Here is a 22702-nt window from a genome sequence, read left to right as displayed (position 1 = left end):
GTACGGAGCAAAGCTGAAGGAAACCTGAAGAATAATACTGCGTTCGACCGCCCGCGGCATGCTCCGATAGGTCGATTTGTGCAATCGACGCGCTCGTGTAACCGTGTCGCATGGATGTCGTTTCGGTGTGGTAAATGCATAGGTTGTCGCGTGGTTTGCGCGCTAGCCCACCGGCGCCTCCCATTCACATCACATTCACGCGCGCGGACGTTCGGCCCGACGCGTCGCCTAGTGCGCAAGATGCCTTGCCCATTCGAGCCAGCCGAGATTGAGGGCCGCGTTTACCACTACGCCCGTCGCCGACGCGAGAGCAGCGATCATGGTCCAGAAGGCCGAGCGCCGCGCCGCGCGCGCCGAAGTGTGCGCGGCGGCTGCCGCGTCACGCGACGCGCTCGCCGCCGCCTGCGCGATATGCGACGACGCTTCCATGCGCGCGAGCGACCTCAGCGCAAAACCGCGCTCGTCGTCGTGCGTGGCCGCGGCCGCGTCGTGCTCGGCTTCATCGCGCTGCGCCCGTTCGAACAGATAGCGATGACAGAACGGTGTAAGCGGTTCGTCGGGATAGCGCGCGGCGAAGGTTTTCGCATAGGCGGCGCCGCCATTGCGCTCGATCTCCGCGTAGGCGGCGTCCTTATCCATCGTTACCTCGCATGCGGATGAGCCGCGAGGCCGGCGTCACACGGGCTTTATATCTGCCGCCTGCTTGCCTTTCGGCCCCTGCTTGATTTCGAAGCTGACTTTCTGATTTTCTTGCAACGACTTGAAACCTTCGGATCGAATCTCCGAAAAATGCGCGAACAGATCTTCGCCGCCGTCATCGGGGGTAATGAAGCCGAAGCCCTTCGCGTCGTTGAACCATTTCACTGTTCCGGTTGGCATGGCGATGTCCTCGTGATGCGCTGTAGTAGCGGTTGAATGGGATTCACGCAGCGCTGACGCCGCGCCCCGGCGAGACCCGCAAAGTCGCTCCGGTGCCAAGCCTCAGCAAGCCGCATGCCACGAGCAGGCGCCCGAGAGCCGCGTCCGGTGCGATTGCCCGCAATCAGATAAGATAAATGGTATCGGCAATTCATTCATGGCCGCGTAGGTGTGTCGCCTCGTGCCGCACAACCGCGCGGCCAGTTGTTTTCCCTCTCACAGGAACCCAGCATGGCCATCTCGAGCTATACCGATACCCGTCTTCTGATCAACGGCGAATGGTGCGACGCCGCCAGCGGCAAGACCCTCGACGTGATCAACCCCGCGACCGGCCAGGCCATCGGCAAGGTCGCGCATGCCGGCATCCCCGATCTGGACCGCGCGCTCGAAGCCGCGCAGCGCGGCTTCGAAGCCTGGCGCAAGGTGCCGGCCAACGAACGCGCCACCATCATGCGCAAGGCTGCGGCTCTCGTGCGCGAGCGCGCCGCCGACATCGGCCGCCTGATGACGCAGGAACAGGGCAAGCCTTTCGCCGAGGCGCGCGTCGAAGTGCTGGCCGCCGCTGACATCATCGAATGGTTCGCGGATGAAGGCCGCCGCGTGTATGGCCGCATCGTGCCGTCGCGCAACCTCGCCGCGCAGTCGCAAGTGCTGAAGGAGCCGATCGGCCCGGTCGCCGCGTTCACGCCGTGGAATTTCCCGGTCAACCAGGTCGTGCGCAAGCTGTCGGCGTCGCTCGCCTGCGGCTGCTCGTTCCTCGTGAAGGCGCCGGAAGAAACCCCGGCGTCGCCGGCGGCCCTGCTGCAGGCGTTCGTCGAAGCCGGCGTGCCGCCCGGCACGGTCGGCCTCGTGTTCGGCGATCCGGCCGAAATCTCGAGCTACCTGATCCCGCATCCGGTGATCCGCAAGGTCACGTTCACCGGCTCGACGCCGGTCGGCAAGCAGCTCGCGGCGCTGGCCGGTTCGCACATGAAGCGCGCGACGATGGAACTCGGCGGCCACGCGCCGGTGATCGTCGCGGAAGACGCCGACGTCGCGCTCGCGGTCAAGGCAGCCGGCGCCGCGAAGTTCCGCAACGCGGGTCAGGTGTGCATCTCGCCGACGCGCTTCCTCGTGCACAACAGCATCCGCGAAGAGTTCGCCAACGCGCTCGTCAAGCACGCTGAAAGCCTGAAGCTCGGCGACGGTCTCGCCGAAGGCACGACGCTCGGGCCGCTCGCCAACGCGCGCCGTCTGAGCGCGATGGCCAAGGTCGTCGACGACGCTCGCAAGACCGGCGCGAAGGTCGCGACGGGCGGCGAGCGCGTCGGTACCGAAGGCAACTTCTTCGCGGCCACCGTGCTGACCGACGTGCCGCTCGAAGCCGACGTGTTCAACAACGAGCCGTTCGGCCCGGTCGCCGCGATCCGCGGCTTCGACAAGCTCGAAGAAGCGATCGCCGAAGCGAACCGTCTGCCGTACGGCCTCGCCGGTTACGCGTATACGAAGTCGTTCGCCAACGTGCATCTGCTGTCGCAGCGCATGGAAGTCGGCATGCTGTGGATCAACCAGCCCGCCACGCCGACGCCGGAAATGCCGTTCGGCGGCGTCAAGGATTCCGGCTACGGCTCGGAAGGCGGCCCGGAGGCGATGGAAGCCTACCTCGTCACCAAGGCTGTCACGGTGATGTCGGTTTAATCAAGCTAATCACGCGCTAGAGGAACGGCGCCGCGGGTTCGCCGGTCGCGTCGTTCCGTAGCCTGGATCAACCGATCTGCCAGGTCCACGAGTGTTCCGCTCGCGGACCTTTTTTATTGCCATGAACGATATCTCCGCCGAATCGATGCAACCCACGCTGAGCGGCTCGTTCGTCGAGCTGCGGCCGCTGCGCGAGGACCACGCGCAGGCGCTCGTCGACGCCGCCGCCGACGGGCAACTGTGGGACATGAAGCTGACCGTCGTGCCGGGCCCGGCGACGATCGATGCCTATATTGCCAGGGCGCTCGCCGGCCGCGCTGCGGCCAAGGTGATGCCGTTCGTGATCGTGCGGCGTGACGAGGAAGACGGGAATGACGGCGCCGGCCGCATCGTCGGCAGCACGCGGTTCTGGAAGATCGATCGCGCGAACCGCAAGCTGGAAATCGGCCATACGTGGCTCGCCGCCTCGGCGCAGCGCTCGGTCGTGAACACCGAGGCGAAGTATCTGCTGCTGTGCCACGCATTCGACGTGATGCGCTGCGTGCGCGTGCAATTCACGACCGACGAGCTCAACGACAGATCGCGCGCGGCGATCCTGCGCATCGGCGCGAAACAGGAAGGCATCGTGCGGCACGAGCGGATCATGCCCGATGGACGCAAGCGCAACTCGGTGCGCTTTAGCATCATCGACGACGAATGGCCCGAGGTGAAAGCGATGCTCGAAACGAAGCTGGCGCGCTGAGGGGCGCGCCAGCTTCCTGCTACTGACTCATTCAGACAGCTGCATCGCGCTACTCGTTGAGCGGCGCCGCCTGCGTCACCGTGGCGAACTCCTCGCGCAGTGTGCCGCGCGGTTGATGCCGGCGCACCCACAGCGCCGTGAGGATCGGCACCAGAATCGCGGTGACGAGGCAAGCGGTGGCGACCATGGCGGTTGCGGCCGGCACCAGCGGTTTGAAGCTCGGAATCATGTCGGCGATGATCGCCGGATTCGCGACCGCGGCCCCCGCCGTCGACGACGCGGCGAGCCCCGCCGCCCCATTGCCGCCGGCGATCCAGCGATCGGCGAGAATCAGCGGCACGCCGGTCACGACGATCACGCCGAGCCCCAGCACGATACCCGGCAAACCGCTCGTGACGATCAGGTTCAGATCGATGCCGTTGCCGAGCGCAAAGCCGAAAAACGGAATCAGCGGATGCACACAGCGGCCGAACAGCTCGCGCAGCTCGCTATCGAAGTTGCCGAGCGCAAAGCCGATCAGAAACGGCAGCACCGCGCCGACGAACAGCCGCGGCTCGAAGAACGCCACACCCGTGGCGCCCAGAATGATCATGCTGATCAGCGGCCCCGATTCGACCGACATCAGCACGAACGCGCCCGCCTCTTCCTTCGTGCCGTACTGTTGCATCACGGCAGCGTAGAGACCGCCGTTGGTCATGTCCATCGAGGTCGTGATCGCGAGCAACGACAGCCCCGCGAAGAGCCCGGTCTTGATGCCGTCGATCGGAATGAAGCGCGCCGCGATCAACGTGACGATCCACGCGACCAGCATCTTGGTTGCGAGCAGCGTGCCCGACTTGCGCAGCACGGTGCCGGTTGCGCGCAGGTCGATCGTTGCGCCCATGCAGAAGAACCATACCGCCAGAATCGGCACGGTACCGGTAATCAGGCCGTTGGTGAAAGAGCCGAAATATTTGCCCGCGCCGGGCGCGAACGTGTGCACACAGGCGCCGAGCAGCAGCGGCACCAGCATCAGACCGCCTGGAATGCGGTCGATGGCCTTCTTGATTTTCATGCCTCCTCCATGGACGGTGACGTCCCGTTATCGGATCGATGACCCGTGTTGGTGTCCCGGTCTATGCCGGGCTCTCCCTGTCCGGCGCAATATAGCACCATGAAAGGAACGCCGTTCCGCTTTATTTAATAAGGCCGACTATCGTTTACCCGGCCGTTCGCGCCACGTGTTGTCAGCTGCGATCGCTCGCCGAAACATTTTCGGACCAGCGTTCCGAAATCGCGATTCTGCGTTACAGTCTCGGCACGAGGCGGCACCGCACCCCGCATACCGACAGGAGAACAATTCAATGGACGTGAGACAGGCCATCAACAGCGAATACGCGAAAACGCTCGACACTACCGGGCTGCGGCGCGAGTTTCTGGTCGAGCAGATCTTCGAGCGCGATGCGTTGAAGCTCACGTATAGCCACATCGACCGGATCATCGTCGGCGGCGTGTGGCCGGTCGAGCGCGCGGTCGAAGTATCGGGCTCGCTCGGCAAGGCGATCGGCGTCAACTATCTGCTCGAGCGGCGTGAACTCGGCGCGATCAACATCGGCGGCGACGGCTGGGTCGACGTCGACGGCACGCGTTACACGGTGCGCCGCGAAGAGGCGATCTATATCGGCAAAGGCGCGCAGGCGGTCGCGTTCGGCAGCGCCGACGCCAGCCAGCCGGCTAAGTTCTACCTGAACTGCGCGCCCGCGCACACCAGCTATCCGACCCGCACGATCTCGCTCGATCAGGCCTCGCCCGAAGCCCTGGGCGACGCGGCCACGAGCAACCGCCGCACCATCTACAAGTTCATCGTGCCCGACGTGCTGCCGACCTGTCAGCTGTCGATGGGCATGACGAAGCTCGAACCGGGCAGCCTGTGGAACACGATGCCCTGCCACACGCACGAGCGCCGCATGGAGGTGTATTTCTACTTCAACGTCGCCGACGACGCCGCCGTCTTCCACATGATGGGCGAGCCGCACGAAACACGGCATATCGTCGTGCGCAACGAGCAGGCGGTGATCTCGCCGAGCTGGTCGATTCATTCGGGTGTCGGCACGCGCGCGTACACGTTCATCTGGGGCATGGTCGGCGAGAACCAGATGTTCGGCGACATGGACCATCTCGCGGTTCGCGAACTGCGCTGAGCGAACATGAGCCCGACCACAATGAATACTTTCGATCTGAGCGGCAAGGTCGCCATCGTGACCGGCAGCAACACCGGCCTCGGCGCCGGCATGGCCGTCGCGCTCGCCGCGGCCGGCTGCGACATCGTCGGCGTCAGTCGTACGGACGCGGGCACGACCGCCGCGCGCGTCGAGGCGCTCGGACGCCGCTTCGCCGACGTGCGCGCCGATCTCGCGTCGAGCTCATCGGTCGACGACATCGTGCGCGCCGCGGTTGAAGCGTTCGGCCGCCTCGACGTGCTCGTCAACAACGCGGGCATCATCCGCCGCGAAGATGCGCTCGAGTTCGGCGAAGACGACTGGGACGCGGTGATGGACGTGAACCTGAAGAGCCTGTTCTTTCTGTCGCAGGCCGCGGCGCGTCAGTTCGTGCGGCAGCAACGCGGCGGCAAGATCATCAACGTCGCGTCGATGCTGTCGTTCCAGGGCGGCATCCGCGTCGCGTCGTACACCGCGTCGAAAAGCGGTGTGCTCGGTCTCACCCGGCTGCTCGCCAACGAATGGGCCGCGCATGGCATCAACGTGAACGCGATCGCGCCCGGCTATATGGCGACCGCAAACACCGCCGCGTTGCGCGACGACGCGCAGCGCAACGAAGAAATTCTCGGGCGCATTCCGGCCGGCCGCTGGGGCGTGCCCGAGGATCTCGCGGGGCCGGTGGTTTTTCTCGCCTCGTCGGCGTCGGACTACGTGCATGGGCATACACTGGCGGTGGATGGCGGCTGGCTCGCGCGCTAGCGACAGCACAAGCTCGCCACCAGCGCATGCGACGCGCTATGCTCTCGCGCCGGGTGAGCATCGGCTCGATGCGGCAGCGGCGCGGCTTGGCACAGACAGGGAATGACGGACATGGCGGCAACGGGAATACACAAAAGCACTGCGCGCGACAAAGCGCTCGACAAGGCGCTCGACGCGGACAGCGGTGAGCGAGGCGAATCGGCATCGTCGATCGGGCGCGTGTTCGCGATTCTCGGCGCGATCGGCGACACCGGGCAGATCGGCATCAGCGAGCTTTCGCAACGGCTCGGCATGTCGAAGACGACCGTGCATCGCGTGATTCAAACGCTGAAGGCGCTCGGCTACGTGACCCAGGAAGTCGAAACCGAGCGCTATCGGCTGACGATCCGCCTGTTCGAGCTCGGCGCGAAAGCGCTCGAAAGCGTCGATCTGGTACGCGAGGCCGACGTCGAAATGCGCCGTATCGGCCAGATGACGCGCGAAGCGGTACACCTCGGCGCATTCGACGACGACGCGATCATCTACATCCACAAGATCGATGCCGACTACGGGCTGCGCATGCAGTCGCGAATCGGCCGGCGCAATCCGTTGCATAGCACGGCGATCGGCAAGGTGCTGCTCGCATGGATGGACCCGGCCGATGCGCGTGAGGTGCTCTCGCACATCGAATTTCGCAAGTCGACGCAAAAAACCTTGACCTGTGCCGAAGCGGTGCTGAGCATCCTGCCGCACGTACGCGAGCAGGGCTACGGCGAGGACAACGAGGAGCAGGAAGAAGGCCTGCAATGCATCGCGGTGCCGGTCTTCGACCGCTTCGGCCGCATGATCGCCGGTCTGTCGATTTCCTTTCCGACGATGCGTTGCGGCGCCGATACGAAGCAGCATTACGTCGCGCTGCTCAAGGAAGCCGGCCTCGCGATTTCGACGCGGCTCGGCTATCGCGAAGCGACCGCCCAGGAGCCCGCGGCCGCGCAATAAGTTGCGCACGCGCGCGCTGCGTGCGCGATGCTTTTTATCCACTCCACAGCAGCATAAGACAGGCTGATGACGCTACCGGTGTAGCGTCATTTCATCGTGCTCGCACGAATGCATGGCGAGCCCGATGACCAGTCTGCAACCGAATGTATCTGCGCGGCATAGATAAGGCGAAATTGCATTCGCTTCTTTTTTCAGCAATCGATGCGCCGAACCTTCGCTTCACATCCATGCATCGCCTGCCATTGAATGCGGTTTTTTTCATAGCCTCTTCAAGGGTTTGCCCGCACGCCTGACCATCGCGTGGCGTTTCGACATCTAACCGCAGGCGCTTCCCCTCCCCGTTCATCGCACTCGCATGCCCATGTCAATGCGACCTCCAATCGACACGTCCTGTTACACACAAACACATCGGTAATCGCGCCGCTCAGTAGAGTTCGGTTCAAACGAAAGCGATTCAGATAGAACGCTTCGCACGACAGGCACTCGCAGCACAGATTTCAGGGAGCAACATCATGAAAAAAATCCTCGCACTGGTCATTCTTGCCGCCACGCTCGGCGGCGCGTTGAGCGGCTGCATCGTCGTCCCTGGCGGCGATCATCCGCATCACGACCACTACTACGAACGCTATTGATCGGGCCATCACGCGCAGTAGGTGCGCGTCCGGCTCGCCACTCCACTACAGACATCCACACAACAGAGAACAATCATGAGTCTTTCACGCAACCGCTGGGTATCGTTGAGCGTCGTCGCGGGTCTTGCGATCGGCGCATCGACGGCCGCTTTCGCGCACGTCGACGTCGGCGTGAATATCGGGGTGCCGGGCATCGCAGTCGCGCCCGCCGTCGTTGAGGCTCCGCCGCCCCCGCCGGTCTATGTGCAGCCCGCGCCCGTGTATGCGCCTGCGCCGCCTGCGGTCGTGATCGCGCCGGGCTGGTACGGTGATCGTTACTACGATGGTCGTCGCTATTGGGAGCGTCGCGAGTGGGAACGTCACCACGACGAATGGCGCGATGCACGCGGCCCGCATCGCGACTGGCACGACAACGACTGGCACGACAACGGCTGGCACGGTCACGGGCATGACCATTGATGGAAGCCAGGTGGCGTTAATCGCGCCACCACGCCGCGCTTGCATTCGCGCCACCCCTTTGACAGGAGCGACGACGTGCTACGCAATGATCCGAGACGAGTAAGCGCACAGGTCGACGGTGCGCACATCTGCGCCGAATACAGCGAGCTGACCGGCCAGCTGTGCCTGCGCCAGGACGGCACGCTGGTGCGCGAATGGTTTCCACCGCATTCGTGGATAGCGATCGCGTCGGTGGCCGGCGCGCGCCACTGGGGCACGCGGCCGACCGACGACGAATTGCTCGCGCTACTGCACAACGAAATGGCGTTGCTGCGCGCGACCTAAGGTCTGCGGGTTGTCCGAGCATAGCGGCACGCCCGCCGCCGCACTTCACTCGATCGCTATGGCGCCGACGTTGTCATCGACCGATGCGCGATCGAGCGGCTCGCGCCGCATCATCAGCACCACCCCGCCCGCCGCGATCACGGCCGGCACCGCGAGCAGGCTGAACACCGCGCCGAACTGCCAGCCGAGCCCCATCAACGCAGCGCCGACGAGCGCGCCCGCCACGCCGCCGACCCGGCCGATTCCCAGCATCCACGCCACGCCCGTCGCACGCGCCCGGGTCGGGTAGAAGCTCGCCGCGAGCGCCGACATCGACGTGACCGCGCTGGTCGCGACCGTGCCGGTCAGGAAGATCAGCGTGCCGAGCCAGACCTGATGGCCGACGCCCCGCCCGACCAGCAGCACGAGCGCGCCAACGAGCACATACGTGAACGCGATCACCCGATGCCCGGCGAAGCGATCCATCACCCAGCCGACGCACAGATTGCCGAGGATGCCGCCAAGCGGAAACAGCGACGTCATCAACGCCGCCTTTTCACCGGAGAAGCCCGTGTCCTTGAACAGCGTCGGCAGCCAGTTGGTCAGCAGGTAGTAAATCAGCAGCCCCATGAAATAGGCGAGCCACAGCATCAGCGTGCCGAAACGGTAGCGCGCCGACAGGATGATCGCGAGCGCCCACTGCGAGCGCGACTCGCCGCTATTGCGGCGCACGTCGACCGCGAAGAAGCGGCATCCGTCGAAGCGGTCGTGCGGCGCGATGCGTTGCAGGATTCGCGCGATCCGTTGATCGGCCCGCTTGCGCACCGCGAGGAATTGCGCCGATTCCGGCAAGAGCAGGATCAGCAGCACGCTCAGCACGATCGGGCCGATGCCGCCCGCGACCAGCACGCTCGGCCAGCCGAAATGCGGAATCAGCCAGGCGGATGCGAAGCCACCGAGCGCGAGCCCGCCCGAAAAACCGCAGAACATCGCATTGACCGCGACCGCTCGGATCCTCGCGGGTGCGTACTCGGACATCAGCGTGACTGCGTTGGGCATCGCCGCGCCGAGTCCGAGGCCGGTGAAAAAGCGCAGCACGGTCAACGATTCGATCGACGTGGCGCGGGCCGCCGCGAGACTCCACAGCCCGAAGAAGAACACCGACAGCACCAGCACCGTCTTGCGTCCGATCCGGTCCGCGAACGGGCCGGCCGCGAGCGCGCCGATGCCGAGTCCCACCAGCGCCGCGCTCATCACCGGCCCGAGCGCACTGCGCGCGATGCCCCACTGCTGCACGAGCGACGGCGCGATAAAGCCGATCGCCGCGGTGTCGAAACCATCGGCTGCGACGACCAGAAAGCACAGCACCAGAATCGTCCACTGGAACGGCGAAAAACGCTCTCCGTCGATAAAGGACTGCACATCTACACTGCGTTCGGAGCGGCTCATGTGCGGGCTCCTTTCTGCCTGGTCATTGCTATGTCTCCTTGAGATGAAGAGGTGTTTTCTTGTTGTTCGAATTGCCTGATCGCCATCGACGCTCAGCACCGTGCCCGTGACATGGCTGGCTGCGTCCGACGCGAGAAAGCCGATCGCGTTGGCGATTACTTCGGAATGCGCAAGGCGCGTCATCGGCGTGCGCTTCTCGGGATCGGCATCGCGAGCCGGTCCAAGACGTCGATGAACTCGGCCATGCCGCGCGGACGGCATTCGGCCGCGTCTTCGATGGAAAAAAGTATAGCCACGCCCTTCGGGACGAAATTGGACAAAGGCAGCGCATCGCAGGACAATTCGAACATAGGAGACGACACTGCATGAGACATATCCCTAACTACGATCTGTATGGAGAGTCCGCGCGGCCGCCGTGGTACGACGCGTTCAATTTCGAATGGATCGTCGAGCGCAGCCGTCCCAACGACTGGCATATCTCCGCGCACCGGCACGATGCGTTGCTACAGATTCTCTATATCCGCAGCGGTTCGGGCTACGTGCTGATCGAAAGCGAAAAGCTCACGATCGAAGCGCCATGCCTGATCCTGCTTCCAGCACAAACGGTGCATGGTTTCGTGTTTTCGCCGGAGATCGACGGGCTCGTGATCACCGCCGCGCAGCGCGCGTTGGAGTCGATTTCGAAAGCGGTGTCGCCGGGCCTCATGCCGGTGCTGCAACGGCCCGCGCTGATTCCCGTGCGGCCCGCCATCGGCGAGCGCACGTTGATGCCGTTGTTCGGTTTGCTGGAGCAGGAATTTCGCGGCAGCGCGCGCGGCCATATCGCCGCGGGCATGTCGCTGATGATTGCACTTTTTGTGCAGGTCGCACGTTTGACCGATGCCGCGTTAAGCGCGGGTGCGAGCGTCAATGACCGGCGCGCCGCGCAGATCAAACGGCTACGCGAACTGATCGCCGCCCATGTGCGCGAGCATCTGCCAATCGATTTTTACGCGGGAAAATTGGGGGTGACCGCGGCGCAGCTGGGCCGTATCTGTCGTGAGGAACTTGGCCATTCGCCGCTGTCGCTCGTCAACGACCAGTTGATACGCGAGGCGCAACGCGATCTGGTGTACTCGGGTTCGAGTATCAAACAGATCGCGCATGCGCTCGGTTTCGAAGATGCGGCCTATTTCAGCCGCTATTTCCGCAAGCAGACCGGTGTCACGCCCAAGGAGTTTCAGGCGGCCGCGCATCGGGATCTGTCGATCAATTAGCGATCCCGATGACCGCGCGGTGCTTGCAGTGGCATTTACAGATACGCCTGCATCTGCGCGCCGGCGGCGCCGACGTAGTTCTCCGCCAGTACCGTCGCGGCCGTGCGCGACGTCGTCACGTACTCCAACTCGGCAATCTGCAACTGCTGCTCGAACGCCGAAGCGCCTTCGATACGATGCAGCATGCTGGTCATCCAGTACGAGAAGTGCTCGGCGCGCCAGATGCGCTTAAGCGCGGTTTCGCTATAACGGTCGAGCAAATCCGTGCGGTTTTCCTTGTACAACGCGTCGAGCGCCTTGCTGAGCACGTTCACGTCGGCGACCGCGAGGTTCAGGCCCTTCGCGCCGGTCGGCGGCACGATATGCGCGGCGTCGCCAGCGAGGAACAGGCGGCCGTACTGCATCGTCGTCGATACGAAGCTGCGCATACCGACGATATTCTTCTGGAAGATCTTGCCGTCGATGATCTTGTGGCCTTCATCCGAATCGGCGCGCGCATGCAGTTCCGCCCAGATGCGATCGTCGGACCAATTGTCGACCGAGTCCTTCGGATCGCACTGGAAATACATGCGCTGCACGTTCGGCGAGCGCGTGCTGATCAGCGCAAAGCCGCGCTCGTGGCGCGCGTAGATCAGTTCGTCCGACGACGGCGGGCCTTCGCACAGAATACCGAACCAGCCAAACGGATAGACACGCTCGAAATCCTTGCGCAGCGCCTGCGGAATCGCCTGACGCGACACGCCTTGCGAGCCGTCGCAGCCGATCACGAAGTCGCATTGCAGTTCGTGCTCCGCGCCTTCGTGGCGATAGCGGATCGACGGCTTATCGGTATCGATGCCGTGCACCGACGTATCCGACACGCCGAAACGCAGTTCGGCGCCCGCGGCGACGCGCGCCGCGACGAGATCCTTGATCACTTCGTGCTGGGCATAAACCGTGATCGCCTGACCGGTGAGGTCGGTCAGATCGATGCGGCGGCGCTTGCCGTCGAACGCGAGTTCGAAACCGTGATGCAGCGCGCCTTCGGCTTTCATGCGTTCGCCGACACCGGTCTGCGTCAGCAGGTCCATCGTGCCCTGCTCGAGCACGCCGGCGCGAATCGTCGATTCGATCTGATCGCGGGTGCGCGTTTCGAGCACGACCGAGTCGATACCGCGCAGATGAAGCAGATGGGAAAGAAACAGACCAGCAGGGCCAGCACCGATGATGCCAACTTGGGTGCGCATAGATGTCTCCTGAAATGCGGGGATGAAATTTGCGCCCAGTGTGACGATCGTGACGCCTATCCCGCAATGCGATATGGCGGATAGGCCGTATCGCGTCAGGCGATAGAAGGTGTGAGAGAGGAGCCGGTGCAGCGTCGCTGTATCGGCCGCAAACGCAAGACTGGCGGGCCTTTCCGGCGATTCGGACGACACCCGGCTCGTTTTGCCGGCGTGGCGTCCACTCAGGTAAACCCCGATCCGCTAAATGAGCTTCGACTAGCCGAGAAACAGTCGGTAGACAGGATTTTTCGTTTCTTCCCAGCACGGATAGCCGAGCGTTTCGATGAAGCGCTCGAACGCTGCATGGTCGCTCTCGGGTACCTGAATGCCGACCAGAATCGAGCTGTAGTCCGCACCCTGGTTGCGATAGTGGAACAGGCTGATGTTCCAGTTCGGCGCCATCGACGACAGGAATTTCATCAGCGCACCCGGACGCTCGGGAAACTCGAAGCGGAACAGACGTTCGTCGCGCGCGAGCGGCGAACGGCCGCCAACCATATAGCGGATGTGCTGCTTAGACAGTTCGTCGAAGGTCAGATCGACCGTCGCGAAGCCGTGCGCTTCGAATGCGCCGGCGATCTGCGCCGGTTCGCTGCGATTGCGGATCTGCACGCCGACGAAGATATGCGCCGAGTTCGCGTCGGCGATCCGGTAGTTGAATTCGGTGACGCTGCGCGTGCCGACCAGCTCGCAGAAGCGCTTGAAGCTGCCGCGCTCTTCGGGGATCGTCACCGCGAAAACGGCTTCACGTGCTTCGCCCACTTCCGCGCGTTCGGCGACGAAGCGCATGCGGTCGAAGTTCATATTCGCGCCCGACGTGATCGCGATCAGCGTCTGGTTCTCGATGCCTTCCCGTTCGGCGTACTGCTTCGCGCCCGCCACCGCCAATGAACCCGCCGGTTCGAGCACGCTGCGCGTGTCCTGGAACACGTCCTTGATCGCCGCGCACAGCGCATCGGTGTTCACGAGCAGCACTTCGTCGAGATATTCGCTGCACAGACGGAAGGTTTCCTCGCCGACGAGCTTCACCGCGGTGCCGTCGGAGAACAGGCCCACTTCGTTCAGCGTCACGCGCTCGCCCGCCTTCAGCGAAGCGGCCATCGCGCACGAATCATCGGTCTGCACGCCGATCACCTTGATCTCCGGGCGCACCGATTTCACGTATGCCGCGACACCGGCCGCGAGCCCGCCGCCGCCGGTCGGCACGAAGATCGCGTGAATCGGCCCCTGGTGCTGGCTCAAAATTTCCATCGCGACGGTGCCCTGGCCGGCGATCACGTACGGATCATCGAACGGATGCACGAAGGTCAGGCCGCGTTCTTCCTGCAGCTTGACCGCGTGACCGTAGGCATCGCTATACGATTCGCCGAACTGCACGACCTCGACGGTCGGCCCGCCATGCGTGCGGATCGCGTCGACCTTGACCTGCGGCGTCGTCACCGGCACGACGATGATCGCTTTCACGCCCATGCGTGCGGCCGACAACGCGACGCCCTGCGCATGATTGCCCGCCGATGCGGTGATCACGCCGCGACTGAGCGCTTCGGCCGGAATATGCGCCATCTTGTTGTACGCGCCGCGCAGCTTGAACGAGAACACCGGCTGGTTGTCCTCGCGCTTCAGATAGACCGGATTGCGCAGCCGCGCCGACAGGTTCGGCGCGCGTTCGAGTTCGGTCTCGCGCGCCACGTCGTAGACGCGCGCGGTCAGGGTCTTTTTCAGGTAGTCGTGAGACGGCGCGACGCGCGCGGCTGCGGCGACGGCCTGTTCGAGTTCGGTTAACAGCACGGCAAGCTCCTGGGTGGCAATATCGATGCAACAACGAATCGACCGAGATCGACATCAAACGATGGCGACCGCAGCATGTTCACCAGGAGGCAGGTAGAAAATGAACCTGAAAGCGGACATAAAAAAACCCGCCTCGTTTGGCGGGTTATGTGTCACTGCAAGTCGACGCGCGCTAACCCACCATTCGATGAATGATGCTAATAATCAGCGCAATACGGATGTCGAGGCAGTTCATGCGGGCGATCTTCGTCGACTTGGCAGGCGTTGTCAATCTCCGCGGACCACGGTTCCGTCCAGAACGGACCCAAAAAAAGGGGCGCGCCGTCAAGCGCGCCCCGCTGATACGCCCACCGCAGCAATCAATCGCGCACGCCGCTCTGCTTCTTGAATGCCACGAGAATGCGTCGCTCCAGCACGTTGTAATCGCCGCCGAAGTGATGATCGCCGGAGGTGCGGATGACTTCGACACCGCTCTTGTCGAGCGCCGGACACAGCGTGTCGGTCTCGCTCTCGCCATAGAAGCATTGAACGATCGACGGCGGCACATGCGTCAACTCGGGTCGCACGTTCAGCGCCTTGTCGCTCGCGGGCATGCCGAGCCAGCCGCCGACGCGGATCTGGAAGTCGGCGTCGGGCGCGAAGCCGAGCAGCGACATCAGCGACACCTTATCGCGCTGCGCCTGCGGCAGACGGTTATACGCGAACGGCATCACGTCGGCGCCGAACGAATAGCCGATCAGCGCAATGTGCTGCGCGTGCCAGCGCTCGCCATAGGTTTGCATCACGCGCGCGAGATCGCGGCTCGTTTGCGCGGGCGGCTTCTCGCTCCAGAAATAACGCAGGCTGTCCCAGCCGACCACCGACACGCCATCTTTCTGCAGCGCCTGCGCGATCGTCTTGTCGAGATCGCGCCAGCCGCCATCGCCGGAAATTACGATCGCCATCAGGCCGTTCGGATGCGCGGCCGGCAACTCGATCAGCGGCAGGTCGGACACATCGTCGGCACTCGTCGAGACCGGCTGTAGATGCGGGGTCAGCAAATCGACGAGACGCGCGCGATCGGCGTTGCCCGTGCTCGCCTTTTCGACGAAGCCCGGCACCTTATCGCGGATCACGGTCGGGTCGGGCGGACACGGTTGAAAGCGCGCGTCGAGTGTGCGGTCGGCGTCGACCGACACCGCGCCCGCGATCGTATTGGACGGCGCCTGCTCGAGCACGTGCATCGCCAGCGTTGCGCCCTGCCCCGTACCCGCGACGATCGGCGCGAAGTAGCGGCTCGACTGCGATTGCCGTTCGAGTTGATGGCTGAGCGCCTCGGCATCGCCCACCAGTTGATGGCAGGTTTCCTTTTTCGCGGCAAGGTTGGCCTCGTAGCGCGCGATATCGACGCCAACCGTCATCGCGCCCGCTTTCGCGAGCGCATCGGCGCTCTGCTGATCGGCCGCGCTCCAGCCGCTCGCCTGCGAATACAGCACGACGAAGCCGCGCAGCGGCCCCTCGGGCTGCGTGACGCGCACGTCGCCATAGCGGCCGCCCGGTACGGTGGTGGTGGCCGCGTGCGCGAGCGCGCCGCAGCTCAGAACGCTCGCCGCGACGGCGAGCCGGAACAACGGATGCAATGTCATGAACGCCGGCCTCCTGCCAGCAGCGACAGGTCCGCGAGCGTGAAGAACACGCCCGAACCGGATGCCGCGAGATAGCGCGGCTCCCAGTGCGGCTGGAACTTGCTCTTGAAAGCACGCAGTCCGCGGAAGTTATAGAAGCGGCCGCCGAAGCGCCACACGATGCCGGCCAGCCGATGCCAGCGCGACGCGAGCGGAGTCGGCTGCACGCCGGAGAGCGGCGCAATGCCGAGACTGAGCGAGCGGAAGCCCGCCTGCTTCAGATGCAGCGCAAGCTGCGTGAACAGATATTCCATCGCGTACGGCGACGCGCTTTCGACGTGACGCATCACGCCGACTGTCGCCTCGGTATTCATATCGGTCGTCATGAAGGTCACGAACGCGACCGGTTCCCCGTTCTGGCGCACCAGCATCACCGACTGCGCGGCGAGGTATTCGTCGTGGAAAGCCGCGACCGAGAAACTCTTCTCGCGCGCATCGTGGCTGCCGAGCCAGCCGTCGGAAATGCCGCGCAGCGTTTCGAGCGACGCCGGCACACGCGCCTGATCGATCACTTCGACGCTAAAGCCGTCGCGCTCGCCGCGCTTGAGCGCATAGCGCAGATGCGCGCGGTGCGAGCCCTTCAGATCGAAGTCGTCGAGCACTACGTGCGCTTCCTCGCCGAGCTTCATCAACGTGAGGCCGGCGTCGAGATACAGCGGCAGTGCATTCGCACGCACCTGGTAGAACGCGGCGCGACCGCCGTGCGCATGCGCGAGCGCGACGAACTTCTTGATGAGGCCCGCCCACTCTTCGCGCGGCCCCACCGGATCATGCAACGCGGCCCACGTGCGGCCGTATTTCGCGTACATCAGGAACGCCTCTCGCGATTCCGAAAACAGGAAGCTCTTGTCGCCCATCAACGCGAGACCGGCATCGCTGCGTTCCTGCGCGCGCACGATGCGCGCGGCGTCGAGCAGATCTTCGGGCGCCGGCTTCACGAAGCGGCCCGGCGCCGGACGCAGCAATTGCCAGAACGAGAAGGTCGCGGCGAACACGCTCGCGGCGAGCGTCGCGCGCAGCGCGCGCGGCGCGCGCTCGTCGAACGCGAATTGCCACCACAGGTCGCGCGTGTACGGCACGTCACGGAAAGCGAACAGCATGACCCACGTCGCGAACATCAGCACCATCGCGATCGACACAAGCCAGCCGGCCGTGAAACGCTCGGCGAACAGCGACGAATGACGGTTGAAGCGCTTGCGCGTCGCGAGCAGCAGCACGATCAGCATGCCGAGCACACCGGCTTCGACGAATGCGAGACCCTTGGTCAGCGACAGCGCAAGGCTCAGCAACGCGAGCGCGAGCGTCATCCACCATGCCGCATCGAGCCGCCGCAGCAGCCCACGCGCGACGAACAGCAGCAGCACGCCGACCACGCTGCACAACATCGCCGAGCTTTCGAGCACCCACAGCGGCACCACGTTGCGCAGCATATGAATGCGCTGCCAGAACGCCGGCGTCGCACTCGAGATGACCAGCATGCCGCCGACAACGAACGTGACGAGGCTCAGAAACAGCGGCGCGAGTTCCGACACGCGCTCCGCCTGCAGCATCGACAGACGGTTCTTCAGCGCGCGCCCCTCGAAGCCCGCGAGCAGCGCCGCGGAGACGACCAGCGGCACGCCGAAATAGATCGCGCGATACGCGAGCAGCGCGGCGACCATCTGATGCATCGGCACGCTGCCGCTCAGCGTGAACACCATTGCGGCCTCGAACACGCCGACCCCGCCAGGCGTATGGCCGATCAGGCCGAGCAGCATCGCGGCCGCGTAGACGGTGATGAAGCCGATGAAGCTCACGTTCGCATGCGGCAGCAAGGCCCACAGCGCGAGACCCGCGGCGACCACGTCGAGCACCGCCAGCGCGACTTGCGCGAGCAGATCACGGCGCGCGGGAATATCGAACGAGAGCCACTGCCAGCGCGTGCGGATCGGCCGGGTTTCGCGGCGGCACGCGGCGGCCGCGAGCGCCAGCGCGATCAGTAGCGCAGCGCCGCTCCAGCGCAGCGCGACTGGCGACAGATGCAGCATCGGCGCGAGCTGTCCGGCCATACCGACCATGCCCAGTGCGGTCATCAATACCAGGGCGAGTGCGAGCGACACGCTCGTGAACACCGTCATGCGGCCGATCTGCGCGGGCGTGATGTTCGCGACGCCGTACACGCGCGCGCGCACCGCTCCGCCCGTCAGCGCGCCGAAACCGGTCGCATTGCCGAGCGCCGAGCCGGCCGTCGCGCCGACCCACAGCGCCGCGCGCGGCACGCTCGCGCCGAGATAGCGCAGGCCGACCGCGTCGCGCCCGACCAGCGCGACGTAGCTAAGCGCGGTCGCGCCGAGCGCGCCGATCCACTCGCGCGGCGACAGCTCGCGCAATTCGCGTATCACCGAACGGTAATTCACCGCCTCCGACAGATGCTGCAGCACGACCAGCAGCAGCCCGCAAATAACGAGCGCGAGCACGGGCGACAGAAGTCCCCGGCTGCCAAGCACTTTCGCTGCACGGCCGAGCAGCGCGCGCAGGCGCTCGAAGCTGTGTTGAAGTCGGTGGAACATGGTCAATGCGGGCCTTGCGAGAGCAGTCGCGGCGACGGGTGCGTCACGCGCGGTATCGCCTGTGGCGACGATTACAAAGTGATAACGGCAAAACGTGCAAAAGGTTGACAGCAATAGCAATTTTGCTGTCGGTTGACCTGCGCGGCGCGCGGCAAAAGCGCGCGAGCGATATCTGGAAGGGAAACGGCGATGGCGGGCCGGAACTGGCCCCAAGCGGAGGTTTCTGGAGGGACTGATGGCGGAATGACGAGCCGAACGCCACCCGCCTGGTGGGGCCAGAAAGCACAATGCCCGCTACTTGAGCGGGCATCGACACGGTTGGCAGGGCCTGCGCGGCCCGTGCGCAATACGCGCTTATTGCGGGCGACGATACGCTTCGGCGATCACCGCGCAGTTTTGCAGATGCAGGTTGAGCGCATGCAGCGCCAGCGCACGCAGCTTGCCGAAGAACGTAGTGGCGGCGGGGGTGGAACGGACAGCAGTCGATGCGGTGTTCATGGCGGCTCCTTATTAGGGTTTCTACCTACGCAATAACCCGATTATAACCATCTCGTGCCGCAGCGCAACAAAAATCAATATTTATTGGCGGCATCGCAACGCCGCCGTCGCGTGTTGGATACAGAAAGGGTAAAGGGGCAGCATCGGCCGCGCAGGTATTAACAATCCGCACCGTACAGGTGCAATAATGCCCCCTTTGCCTGCGACGCTTCGCCGCAGCCTCGCCGTCATGACCGTCGCCCAGACTCAGAAAGCTCTGATTGCGCCCCTTATCGTCGCGTGCGCGATGTTCATGGAAAGCGTCGACGCCAATGTGATCGTCACCGCGTTGCCGGCCATGGCGCGCGATTTCGCCCGCGATCCGGTCACGCTGAAAATCGCGGTCACGAGCTACGTGCTCGGGCTCGGTGTGTTCATCCCGGTATGCGGCTGGCTCGCCGACAAGTTCGGCGCCCGCACGGTGTTCCGCACGGCGATCGGCATCTTCGTCACGGGCTCGCTGTTGTGCGCCGCGTCGAACTCGCTTGCCACTTTCACGGTTGCGCGTTTCATTCAGGGCGTCGGCGGCGCGATGATGGTGCCGGTCGGGCGGATCATCATCTTTCGCGTGGTGGAAAAAGCCGACTTCATCCGCGCGATGAACTATCTGAGCGTGCCCGCGATGCTCGGCCCTGCCGCCGGTCCGCTGCTCGGCGGCTTCATCACCACGTATCTGCACTGGCGTCTGATCTTCTTCATCAACGTGCCGATCGGCATTCTCGGCATCTATCTGACCAATCGCTATATCGCCAATACGCGCGAACCGGACCCCGGCCCGCTCGACTGGATCGGCTTCCTGTTGTCGGCGGCGGGCGCGGTGCTGCTGCTGCTCGGTTTGTCGCTGGTCGGCGGCGAACTGATTTCGAATACCGACGCGTTCGGCATGTGCGCGCTCGGCGCGGTACTGCTCGCGATCTACGTCGCGTACGCGCAGCGCGTCGCGCTGCCGCTGCTCGACTTGCGCTTTTTCAAGGTGCCAACTTTCCAGGCGAGCGTGCTCGGCGGCTCGCTGTTTCGCATCGGCCTCGGCGCGCTGCCATTCCTGCTGCCGCTGCTGCTGCAGGAAGGCCACGGTATGAGCGCGTTCCAATCGGGGCTGATCACCTGCGCGTCGGCGTTCGGCGGCATGTTCATGCGCACGATCGCCTCCACCGTGCTGCGCCGCTTCGGCTTTCGCCAGGTGCTCGTGTTCAACGCGGCGCTATCGGGCATTTCGATCGCCGCGTGCGGACTCTTTTTCCCGCACACGCCGACATGGATCATCTGGGTCGTCGTGCTGCTCGGCGGTTTCTTCCCAGCGTTGCAGTTCACCAGCCTCAATTCGCTGACCTACGCGGAGATTGCGAGCCGCGACGTCGGCCGCGCGACGAGCCTCGGCAGCGTCGTGCAGCAGATGTCGCTCGGTCTCGGCGTGACGGTCGGCGGGATCGTGCTGCAGATTTCGCGCGCACTGAATGGGCATCCGAGCATCACGTGGTCGGATTTCTGGCCCGCGTTTCTGGTGGTCGGGCTGTGCTCGTTCGCGTCGATTCCGGTCACGCTGCGCTTGCCGCGCGGCGCGGGCTCGGAGATTTCGCGAGGCGGGCGCGGCTGAGCTGCGCGTTGAGTCCTTACAGCCCGCCCGAACAAGCGCCCCGCGCTGCACGCGTTCGGGCGCTCACTCGCGCTTGCGTATCACGCTCACCTCGCCATTGCGTTCGAGGATCGCGGCGGCCACGTTGTCCATCGAGCGCGAGCCGATTTTCTGCCGCACGCTTTCCTCGATGTCGGTGCGCGTGATGAGCGCCGCGTGCATTTCGTTCGCGTGGAACTTGCCGTCGCTGAACACCTCGCGCTCGACGCCACACACCAACAGCTCGAAGCGGCGCGAACGTATAAACGCCCACGCGAGCACCCGGTGACATACGACGATCACCAGCGACGCGACCACGGTCGCGATGAACGGCGACGCCCCGACAATCGCGCGGCTCAGCATCGCGCCGAGCAGAATCACGACGACCAGATCGAACGGCGTGCGCTGACCGAACGAGCGCCGCCCCGATACGCGAATCAGCACGATCGCGATCACGAACACGACGATCGAGCGCAGCCCCATCTGCAACGGGTCGAGATCCCTACCCTGGCCGAATAGAACGAAAAACGCGTCCATCATGTTCGTCCTCCCCGCGGCTTATTGCCGTGCCAATGTTCCGGTATCCGGATCGTTGCGAGCGAGACCCGCTCGCGACGCAGCGCCGTCGCTCAGGCCAGCGCGCGATCCGTCGCCCATCCGATGAGCGTATCGCCGAAACCGCCGCGCGCGCGGGCCGCGGTGCGCGCGCTCGTGGTCACGCGCGGCGCGGCGCTCCACGCGATGCGCGCGCCCGTCGCGATCAGGCGATCGACGAGCGCGACATCCTCGCTGCACCTGAGCGGCGGAAAGCCGCCCGCGCGCCGATAGGCTTGCGCGGAAACGCCGAGGTTCGCGCCGTGCACGTGACGATGTCCGTCGGCGTCGACATAGGTCTTGCGAAAATATTCGCGCACGCTGTGCGGATGCGCGCTCCAGTCGTCGACGGCGATCGAGCCGCACACCGCATCGGCGCCGAGCGCCAATTGCGCGGCGAGCCAATCCGGCGACACGCGGCTGTCGGCATCGGTAAACGCGAGCCAGCGCGCGCCGAGCGCGAGCAGCAGCGACGCGCCCAGCGCCCGCGCGATCCCGACGTTGCGCGCCTTCAGCGTCAGCGTCTGCACGCCGTAGGCGCGCGCGATCGCCCCGCTGAAATCGCTGCACGCGTCGAGCGCGACGACGATCCGCACCTCTTCGCCGGCGAGCGCCTGGTGTCGCGACGCTTCGAGCAAGGCCGCGAGGCACCCCGCGATCAACGCCTCTTCGTTATGCGCCGGGACGATCACGCCGATCATAGAAGCCCCTCTCGCTGCGCGACCGAACGTGCGTCGCGCGACCACACGTCGATCAGCAAGTCGGCTTCGTCGTGATGCGCGAGACGCGCGAGGCCGCAGCGCGCATCGAATAGCGCGTGCGCGCGGTCGGCCGATTCGCGCGCTTCGGCGAACGGCCGGCGCCAGTGGCAGGCGAGCAGCGTGCCATCGGTCGTCAGCGAGCCGGCGATGCGCGCGGCCAGCGTTTCGAGCTCGGCCGCGTCGAGATAGTACGCAAACTCGCTGATCACGATCAGATCGAACGGCCCGTGCTCGGTCGGCCATTCGCACGGCACGCTGCGCTGTTCGATCCGCACGTTCGATGCGCCCGCCACGCGTTCGCGCGCGAGCGCGACCGCGCGCGGGTGCAAATCGGCGGCGAGCAGCGCGTCGCAGCGCGTCGCGAGCCCGGCCGTCAACTCGCCGTTCGCGCAGCCCGGTTCGAAGCCGTTGCGATAGCGCGGCCGCGGCAGCAGCGCGAGTGTCAGCGAACGCTTGCGGCGTTCGTACCAGCCTTCGCGCAAACGCCACGGATCATCGCTGCGTCGGTAAAGTTCATCGAAGTACCGCATCGGCGAGCTCATCTCAGCGATCCTCCGAAGG

Annotated in this window: 22 protein-coding genes and 1 pseudogene; 9 read left to right on the top strand and 14 right to left on the bottom strand. The window is 64.8% G+C overall.

What is annotated here, in order from left to right:
- Positions 1-228 precede the first annotated feature (228 nt).
- Complete coding sequence (locus QFZ94_RS20605; protein WP_429459139.1) at positions 229-639, bottom strand: hypothetical protein; 411 nt, start codon at positions 637-639, stop codon at positions 229-231.
- A gap of 36 nt (positions 640-675) precedes the next feature.
- A complete protein-coding gene (locus tag QFZ94_RS20600; protein WP_007181784.1) occupies positions 676-879 on the bottom strand; it encodes a cold-shock protein in 204 nt (67 codons plus the stop codon).
- A gap of 270 nt (positions 880-1149) precedes the next feature.
- On the opposite strand from QFZ94_RS20600, the gene QFZ94_RS20595 reads away from it, so the two are divergent.
- On the top strand, positions 1150-2595 hold the full coding sequence (locus tag QFZ94_RS20595; RefSeq protein ID WP_410848019.1) for an NAD-dependent succinate-semialdehyde dehydrogenase: 1446 nt from the start codon (positions 1150-1152) through the stop codon (positions 2593-2595).
- Between the two features lie 121 nt (positions 2596-2716).
- Positions 2717-3337, top strand: coding sequence for a GNAT family N-acetyltransferase (locus QFZ94_RS20590; protein ID WP_410848018.1), 621 nt, complete (start codon positions 2717-2719; stop codon positions 3335-3337).
- 49 nt (positions 3338-3386) lie between these two features.
- Here QFZ94_RS20590 and kdgT read toward each other — a convergent pair whose 3' ends face one another.
- The gene (kdgT, locus tag QFZ94_RS20585) at positions 3387-4391 is read right to left on the bottom strand and encodes a 2-keto-3-deoxygluconate transporter (protein WP_429459136.1); all 1005 of its coding nucleotides are present in this window, start codon (positions 4389-4391) and stop codon (positions 3387-3389) included.
- 289 nt (positions 4392-4680) lie between these two features.
- Here kdgT and kduI point away from each other — a divergent pair, with 289 nt between their 5' ends.
- From kduI to QFZ94_RS20560, 5 genes are all read left to right on the top strand, one after another.
- Positions 4681-5517 (top strand): 5-dehydro-4-deoxy-D-glucuronate isomerase, encoded by an 837-nt coding sequence (gene kduI / locus QFZ94_RS20580; protein WP_429459134.1) that lies wholly within the window; start codon positions 4681-4683, stop codon positions 5515-5517.
- A gap of 21 nt (positions 5518-5538) precedes the next feature.
- Positions 5539-6294 (top strand): 2-dehydro-3-deoxy-D-gluconate 5-dehydrogenase KduD, encoded by a 756-nt coding sequence (gene kduD, locus QFZ94_RS20575; protein WP_429459132.1) that lies wholly within the window; start codon positions 5539-5541, stop codon positions 6292-6294.
- Between the two features lie 111 nt (positions 6295-6405).
- The gene (gene kdgR, locus QFZ94_RS20570) at positions 6406-7272 is read left to right on the top strand and encodes a DNA-binding transcriptional regulator KdgR (protein ID WP_429459130.1); all 867 of its coding nucleotides are present in this window, start codon (positions 6406-6408) and stop codon (positions 7270-7272) included.
- Positions 7273-7979: 707 nt separating this feature from the next.
- Entirely contained in the window at positions 7980-8363 is a 384-nt protein-coding gene (locus QFZ94_RS20565; protein WP_429459128.1) for a hypothetical protein, read from the top strand.
- 75 nt (positions 8364-8438) lie between these two features.
- Positions 8439-8687 (top strand): hypothetical protein, encoded by a 249-nt coding sequence (locus tag QFZ94_RS20560; RefSeq protein ID WP_026228520.1) that lies wholly within the window; start codon positions 8439-8441, stop codon positions 8685-8687.
- A gap of 45 nt (positions 8688-8732) precedes the next feature.
- On the opposite strand, the gene QFZ94_RS20555 is transcribed toward QFZ94_RS20560, so the two are convergent.
- The 3 genes and pseudogenes from QFZ94_RS20555 to QFZ94_RS20545 all read right to left on the bottom strand — a co-directional run bounded on the left by QFZ94_RS20555 (position 8733) and on the right by QFZ94_RS20545 (position 10465).
- Positions 8733-10115 carry an MFS transporter gene (locus tag QFZ94_RS20555; protein ID WP_429461870.1) on the bottom strand — a complete coding sequence of 461 codons (1383 nt, stop codon included), beginning with the start codon at positions 10113-10115 and terminating at the stop codon, positions 8733-8735.
- 138 nt (positions 10116-10253) lie between these two features.
- Positions 10254-10298 (bottom strand): annotated as a pseudogene (locus QFZ94_RS20550) (hypothetical protein); the annotation flags it as partial.
- Complete coding sequence (locus QFZ94_RS20545; RefSeq protein WP_368586985.1) at positions 10295-10465, bottom strand: hypothetical protein; 171 nt, start codon at positions 10463-10465, stop codon at positions 10295-10297. The pseudogene QFZ94_RS20550 and the gene QFZ94_RS20545, both read right to left, overlap by 4 nt.
- A 15-nt stretch (positions 10466-10480) precedes the next feature.
- Here QFZ94_RS20545 and QFZ94_RS20540 point away from each other — a divergent pair, with 15 nt between their 5' ends.
- Positions 10481-11371, top strand: coding sequence for a helix-turn-helix domain-containing protein (locus QFZ94_RS20540; protein WP_368586986.1), 891 nt, complete (start codon positions 10481-10483; stop codon positions 11369-11371).
- Positions 11372-11406: 35 nt separating this feature from the next.
- Here QFZ94_RS20540 and QFZ94_RS20535 read toward each other — a convergent pair whose 3' ends face one another.
- From QFZ94_RS20535 to QFZ94_RS20515, 5 genes are all read right to left on the bottom strand, one after another.
- Positions 11407-12597, bottom strand: a complete 1191-nt coding sequence (locus QFZ94_RS20535; RefSeq protein ID WP_429459126.1) for a 4-hydroxybenzoate 3-monooxygenase — start codon at positions 12595-12597, stop codon at positions 11407-11409.
- Positions 12598-12852: 255 nt separating this feature from the next.
- On the bottom strand, positions 12853-14424 hold the full coding sequence (gene ilvA / locus QFZ94_RS20530) for a threonine ammonia-lyase, biosynthetic (protein ID WP_429459124.1): 1572 nt from the start codon (positions 14422-14424) through the stop codon (positions 12853-12855).
- 359 nt (positions 14425-14783) lie between these two features.
- Positions 14784-16049 (bottom strand): virulence factor family protein, encoded by a 1266-nt coding sequence (locus QFZ94_RS20525; RefSeq protein ID WP_429459122.1) that lies wholly within the window; start codon positions 16047-16049, stop codon positions 14784-14786.
- Positions 16046-18637 carry a bifunctional lysylphosphatidylglycerol flippase/synthetase MprF gene (mprF, locus tag QFZ94_RS20520; protein ID WP_429459120.1) on the bottom strand — a complete coding sequence of 864 codons (2592 nt, stop codon included), beginning with the start codon at positions 18635-18637 and terminating at the stop codon, positions 16046-16048. Before mprF ends, QFZ94_RS20525 begins: the two co-directional genes overlap by 4 nt.
- A gap of 354 nt (positions 18638-18991) precedes the next feature.
- Positions 18992-19135, bottom strand: coding sequence for a hypothetical protein (locus QFZ94_RS20515; protein WP_368586991.1), 144 nt, complete (start codon positions 19133-19135; stop codon positions 18992-18994).
- 229 nt (positions 19136-19364) lie between these two features.
- Between QFZ94_RS20515 and QFZ94_RS20510 the strand changes: the two genes are divergently transcribed.
- Complete coding sequence (locus tag QFZ94_RS20510; protein ID WP_368586992.1) at positions 19365-20768, top strand: MFS transporter; 1404 nt, start codon at positions 19365-19367, stop codon at positions 20766-20768.
- A gap of 63 nt (positions 20769-20831) precedes the next feature.
- Here the strand turns inward: QFZ94_RS20510 and QFZ94_RS20505 are convergent, their stop codons facing one another.
- The 3 genes from QFZ94_RS20505 to QFZ94_RS20495 all read right to left on the bottom strand — a co-directional run bounded on the left by QFZ94_RS20505 (position 20832) and on the right by QFZ94_RS20495 (position 22683).
- Positions 20832-21326 carry a DUF421 domain-containing protein gene (locus QFZ94_RS20505; protein ID WP_429459117.1) on the bottom strand — a complete coding sequence of 165 codons (495 nt, stop codon included), beginning with the start codon at positions 21324-21326 and terminating at the stop codon, positions 20832-20834.
- A gap of 89 nt (positions 21327-21415) precedes the next feature.
- Positions 21416-22081, bottom strand: coding sequence for a glycosyltransferase (locus QFZ94_RS20500; protein ID WP_429459115.1), 666 nt, complete (start codon positions 22079-22081; stop codon positions 21416-21418).
- On the bottom strand, positions 22078-22683 hold the full coding sequence (locus QFZ94_RS20495; RefSeq protein WP_368586995.1) for an SAM-dependent methyltransferase: 606 nt from the start codon (positions 22681-22683) through the stop codon (positions 22078-22080). Before QFZ94_RS20495 ends, QFZ94_RS20500 begins: the two co-directional genes overlap by 4 nt.
- Positions 22684-22702 lie beyond the last annotated feature (19 nt).

Origin of the sequence: Paraburkholderia sp. JPY465 (assembly GCF_050436725.1) — a bacterium.
Classification (GTDB): Bacteria; Pseudomonadota; Gammaproteobacteria; order Burkholderiales; family Burkholderiaceae; genus Paraburkholderia; species Paraburkholderia youngii.
This window is presented reverse-complemented; position numbering and strand designations above follow the sequence as displayed.